Source organism: Porcipelethomonas sp., assembly GCF_051893655.1.
Lineage (GTDB): Bacteria > Bacillota > Clostridia > Oscillospirales > Ruminococcaceae > Porcipelethomonas.
In genome coordinates, this window is the sequence record NZ_JBJFHN010000013.1 from 1 (window position 1) to 4917 (window position 4917).

7 protein-coding genes are annotated in these 4917 nt (G+C 40.0%); all 7 read left to right on the top strand.

Annotated elements, in window-relative coordinates:
- The first annotated feature begins 93 nt into the window (after positions 1–93).
- The 7 genes from ACI4WO_RS00500 to ACI4WO_RS00530 are packed head-to-tail and all read left to right on the top strand — an operon-like array spanning position 94 to position 4873.
- Positions 94–288, top strand: coding sequence for a hypothetical protein (locus ACI4WO_RS00500; RefSeq protein WP_439805597.1), 195 nt, complete (start codon positions 94–96; stop codon positions 286–288).
- Positions 288–962, top strand: coding sequence for an AAA family ATPase (locus ACI4WO_RS00505; protein ID WP_439805598.1), 675 nt, complete (start codon positions 288–290; stop codon positions 960–962). Before ACI4WO_RS00500 ends, ACI4WO_RS00505 begins: the two co-directional genes overlap by 1 nt.
- Positions 959–1591 carry a hypothetical protein gene (locus tag ACI4WO_RS00510; RefSeq protein ID WP_439805599.1) on the top strand — a complete coding sequence of 211 codons (633 nt, stop codon included), beginning with the start codon at positions 959–961 and terminating at the stop codon, positions 1589–1591. Before ACI4WO_RS00505 ends, ACI4WO_RS00510 begins: the two co-directional genes overlap by 4 nt.
- Positions 1591–2109 (top strand): ERCC4 domain-containing protein, encoded by a 519-nt coding sequence (locus tag ACI4WO_RS00515; protein WP_439805600.1) that lies wholly within the window; start codon positions 1591–1593, stop codon positions 2107–2109. Before ACI4WO_RS00510 ends, ACI4WO_RS00515 begins: the two co-directional genes overlap by 1 nt.
- Entirely contained in the window at positions 2110–2592 is a 483-nt protein-coding gene (locus ACI4WO_RS00520) for a hypothetical protein (RefSeq protein ID WP_439805601.1), read from the top strand. It abuts the gene before it with no gap.
- Positions 2593–2604: 12 nt separating this feature from the next.
- Complete coding sequence (locus ACI4WO_RS00525) at positions 2605–4428, top strand: AAA family ATPase (protein WP_439805602.1); 1824 nt, start codon at positions 2605–2607, stop codon at positions 4426–4428.
- A 10-nt stretch (positions 4429–4438) separates the two neighbouring features.
- Entirely contained in the window at positions 4439–4873 is a 435-nt protein-coding gene (locus ACI4WO_RS00530) for a hypothetical protein (RefSeq protein WP_439805603.1), read from the top strand.
- Positions 4874–4917: the final 44 nt, after the last annotated feature.

Below are 4917 nucleotides of genomic sequence, written 5' to 3' on the forward strand. Positions count from 1 at the left end.
GGATTTAAAAGCTGGCGCAGTAAGAAAATATGCACACCTTGAACAGGGCGAAAGTGTCCACATAAAATAAACTGATATTTAAGGAGGAAGACAATGGAGAAAAATAAACTTGAATTACATTGTGCAAAGTCGCTTTCCGCAAAAGAAGCAAATACAATCAGAGCAATTGTTCCGGATGACACTCTTGCAGAACTGAAAGAGTTATCACGCTGTACTGGCATTGCAATGAGTCAGCTTGCGAGAATGCTGATTGAGTATGCGTTACCGTTTGTGGAGGTGATTGAGTAATGGGAAGACCTGTTTTAATTTACGGTAAATCCGGAAGTGGCAAGAGCAGAAGTTTAAAGAATTTCGCTGAAGATGAAATACTTCTGATTAACGTTGTAGGCAAGGAATTGCCATTCAGAAAGAAATTCAAATTCGTGCTTAACAGCCGAAACTACAAGACCATAAAATCACAACTTGCAAAAATGCCGCTCAAAACTGCCGTAATTGATGATGCCGGATATCTCATGACGGACAAGTTTATGAGAGACCATTCAGCCGGACGCAAAGGCAGAGAAGTTTATGACCTGTATAACGAGATTGGAGACGAGTTTTATTTCCTGATAGACTTCGTCAGAAACTCTCTCCCTGAAGATGTAATTGTATACATCATGATGCATGAAAACATGAATGATGATGGCAACACTCAGCTTAAAACAATTGGCAAGATGCTTGATGAAAAATGCTGCATTGAGGGATTATCAACAATCTGTTTGAGATGTATGTCTGAGGAAGGCAGGCACTTTTTTAAGACCGTAACAAACGGACAGGACATCTCTAAATCACCAGAAGAAATGTTTGAATCAGACGAAATCGAAAATGATTTAAAAGCCGTAGATATAGCAATCAGAAAATACTACGGTCTTATATCAGACGAAATTGAAACTAACGAATCAGAAAGCGAGAAAAACAAATGAAACCAATAAAAGGATATAAAGAGGCAACAGCAACAAATTTCAGCAAAATGGAGCGTCTCCCTGTCGGAGGATATGTGCTGAAAGTCCTTGACGTAAAGGAAGAAAATCACGACTGGGGCGATGTTGTCATACTCCGCTTTGATATAGCTGAGGGCGAGCAGAAAGGCTTTTTTGACAAGCAGTATAAAGCCATGTCAGACGAGTACAAGAAGTGGAAAGGTACTTACAGAATCAACGTGCCTGTGCAGAAGAGCACAAGTGAAGAAGATGTGAACAAATACAAGCGTTCACTCGGCTTCTTTAAGTCGCAGATTGAGGCGTTTAACAAGTCCAATGCCAATACCAATATAGACTGTTCAAAGGAATGGAATACTTCTGTACTCAAGAACAAGCTTGTCGGCGCAGTTTTCGGCAACAAGGAATGGGAAATGAACGGTCGTTCAGGCTGGTTTACCAACTGTGACCACCTGATTCCTGTTGATGATATACGCAATGATAACTTTACAATCCCGAAGGACAAGCCACTCAGCAGAAAAGAATCTGACAAGCTTGATGCAGAAATTGATGCTATAGCTGATTCAGAAAATTTTGAAGTTGGAGTTGTAGAAGAGGGTGAAGTACCGTTTTGATGCCAGGCTACAAAATAGGCGATGCCATGAAAAGCATGAGAATCCTTGTTGATACCAGAGAAAAGAAAAATCAGCATATCACAAAGGCTTTAGAGAGCAAAAAATGCCCTTTTAAGCCACACAAACTTGACTATGGTGATTATACCTGTGAATATGATACAGAAGCTGAAAAGGGCATTATTTTCGCTGACAGAGTGGCTGTGGAGCGGAAAGCAAGCCTTGATGAGTTAGCCGGAAACCTCACAAAAGGACGTGACCGCTTTGACAGGGAATTTCAGAGAGCAAAAGAGGCTGGAGCAAAGGTTTATCTGATGATTGAGTCAGGCAGTTATGATGATATAAAAAATCACAGATACCGCTCCATGCTGCCTCCTAACTCATTTCTTAATACCTTGTTTTCATGGCAGCAGAAATATAACATAACTATCAGCTTTGTATCGAAGCAGTTCGCCGGTGATTACATATACGCAACACTTTTCATGGCTTTAAAAAACTATTTACTTTACGGCGGTGATTGAATGGCTTTAAAAAATGGTTACATTAAGCTAAACAGAAAAATACTTGAATGGCGCTGGTATAAAAACGGCAATACAATTAGACTGTTCATTCACCTGCTGCTAACAGCCAACATTTCCGATAAGGATTTTGAAGGATTGACAATAAAACGAGGGCAAAAATTAACCAGTTATCCGCATGTATCTGCGGAACTGGGAATGACTATCAAAGAAGTAAGAACTGCCCTCGAGCATTTAAAAAAAACCGGAGAGGTGGCAGTCTCCAAATACCCGAAATATAGCGTAATTACGGTACTTAACTACGATCGCTATCAAGAGGTGGGCAGTCAAGGGGCAGTCAAAGGGCAGGCTGAGGGCAGTCAAGGGGCAGTCAAAGGGCAACAATATAAGAAGAATAAGAAGAATAAAGAAGAAAAAGAATATACCGCTCCTCCCGGAGCAAAAAAAACCGTTCTCGGAAAAGGAGGAGGGCATACAGATTTTTAAGGAGAAAGAAAATTGAGTTATCAATTCAGGCAAGGTGATGTTATTGCCTTTGCAAATGCACATGGATATGAAACGTATGAAAAAGGAAATGAGTTATTTTTCAAGTATTGCCCTTACTGTCAGGGCGGAGGGCATGACAAAGAAACGTTTTCGATAAATCTGGAAACAGGTGCTTTTAAATGCTTTCGGGCAAGCTGTAATAAGCATGGTCATTTTGTGGAACTGGCAAGGGATTTTGATTATCCTCTTGAACAGGATGGCGTGAAAAGAAAATACAGGCGGCTTAAACAAGTAAAGATTGAAACAAAAGACGAGGCTCTAAGCTATATGCAAAGCCGTGGCATAAGCGAAGAAATAACAAAGCGGTATAAACTTACGGTACAGAAGAAGAATCCTAAAATCCTTGTATTCCCGTTCTTTGACGAAAACGGCGTTATGGTTTCAGCAAAATACCGCAAGACCGATTTTGTCAAGGGCAGAGATAAAAACAAGGAATGGTTTGAGAGTGAGACAAAGCCGATACTATTTGGCATGATGCAATGTAAGGACTTCAAGCGGCTGATTATCACAGAAGGGCAGATTGATTCACTGACGGTTGCTGAATGTGGCTTTGACAATGCGGTATCTGTCCCAACAGGGGCAAACGGGTTTACATGGATAAACAATTGCTATGACTGGGTAAACCGATTTGAAGAGATAATTGTTTTTGGGGATTGCGAAAAAAACAAAATAACTCTTGCTGAGGATATCGTAAGCAGATTTCCACTCAAAAAAATCAAAGTTGTGCGACAAGCTGATTATCTCGGCGAAAAGGACGCAAATGATATTTTAAGAAAATACGGCAAAGATGCTGTCAGGTACTGCGTTGAAAATGCTGAAATAAAGCCAGTCAGAGCGGTAAAATCTCTGGCAAGCGTAAAAAAAGCAGATCTTTCCGGCATGGAGCGAATAAAGACCGGGATATATGATATAGACAAAACAATCGGTGGAATGTATCTCGGACAGCTTATATTGATAACTGGTAAGAGGGGCGAAGGTAAAAGTACTCTTGCATCACAGATTTTTGCAAATGCAATAGATCAAGGGTATTCAGCATTTGCTTACTCCGGCGAATTACCTGATTATCATTTTAAAAACTGGCTTGATTTACAGATTGCAGGCAGCCAGAATATTCAGGAACGGCAGAACGAATATGGAGAAACTGATTACTGGCTTAGTGATAAAACGGTCGAGAGAATCAACGATTGGTATGCTGAAAAAGCGTATATATTTGATAATAACGTGATGCTGGATGAGTTGGCTGTTGACGGCAGAAAGAACGAATCCGGCGAAGAAATAACTCTGCTTGGAGCGATGCAGCAGGCGGTGTGCAGATATGGCATAAAATTTGTATTGCTTGACAATCTTATGACAGCACTGGACGTTGAACCGACAAGCGATTTATACAGGGCACAAAGCGAGTTTGTAAAAAAAGTTAAATCCATTGCGGTAAAGCTTAATATCGTTGTTGTACTTATCGCTCACCCAAAAAAAGAACAGATTGGCAAAGAACTGGATAATGATTCTGTAAGCGGTTCGAGTGATATCACAAACGCTGTTGACGTTGTAATTACATATTCTGGCAATAACGACGAAGATAAAGAAACATATCAATCATTGATTGGTATAACCAAAAATCGATTAACAGGGCGCAAACTGCTTAAAGACAATAGAGTCAAGGTCAGATACAGCGAAAAAAGCAAGCGTATAATCTGCGATAACGATAACCCGAACAAGGTCTATGGCTGCTTTAAAAATGTTAAACAACTGGCAGACCTCTGTGAACCGCCATTTTAAGGAGAAATAAATGGAAATTATTACAATATCAGGTATCAAAGATACCGATGAATTTAAAAAGAATAAAGAAGCTGCCTGGAAATACATACTCGGCGAGGGCGATTTTAACATTGATGATTTTGAGCCGGCGCAGTACAAGTATTTTGATAAGCTGCTGCAGCTTTACGGCGAACTGCATAGCGATGCAATCACAAAAGAGCAAGCGAAAGCTGAAGATGAAAAGAATTATTCTGAGCTTGAAAGCTATGTTGACGAAAGGCTTGAATACATACATGACAGGCTGATTATATCAGAAAATCTTAAAGCAGCTTATGATGATATCAGAAAAATTGAAAAATCATCAGATATGGCTGAAATGTTTGGCTTTATGGCTGATGCAATCGGAAAATTGATTGATGACGCAAGTTTTTCAGACAGGCAGAAAAGGAAGATTAAAAATGCTTAAGTGCCCACGCAAGAACTGCAAAGGTGGCATGCTTACACATAATT

Bases quoted from the DNA above. Each gene is read 5' to 3' on its own strand.
- ACI4WO_RS00530 (WP_439805603.1), top strand. From the start codon at position 4,439: ATGGAAATTATTACAATATCAGGTATCAAAGATACCGATGAATTTAAA.
- ACI4WO_RS00515 (WP_439805600.1), top strand. From the start codon at position 1,591: ATGCCAGGCTACAAAATAGGCGATGCCATGAAAAGCATGAGAATCCTT.
- ACI4WO_RS00500 (WP_439805597.1), top strand. From the start codon at position 94: ATGGAGAAAAATAAACTTGAATTACATTGTGCAAAGTCGCTTTCCGCA.
- ACI4WO_RS00510 (WP_439805599.1), top strand. From the start codon at position 959: ATGAAACCAATAAAAGGATATAAAGAGGCAACAGCAACAAATTTCAGC.
- ACI4WO_RS00505 (WP_439805598.1), top strand. From the start codon at position 288: ATGGGAAGACCTGTTTTAATTTACGGTAAATCCGGAAGTGGCAAGAGC.
- ACI4WO_RS00520 (WP_439805601.1), top strand. From the start codon at position 2,110: ATGGCTTTAAAAAATGGTTACATTAAGCTAAACAGAAAAATACTTGAA.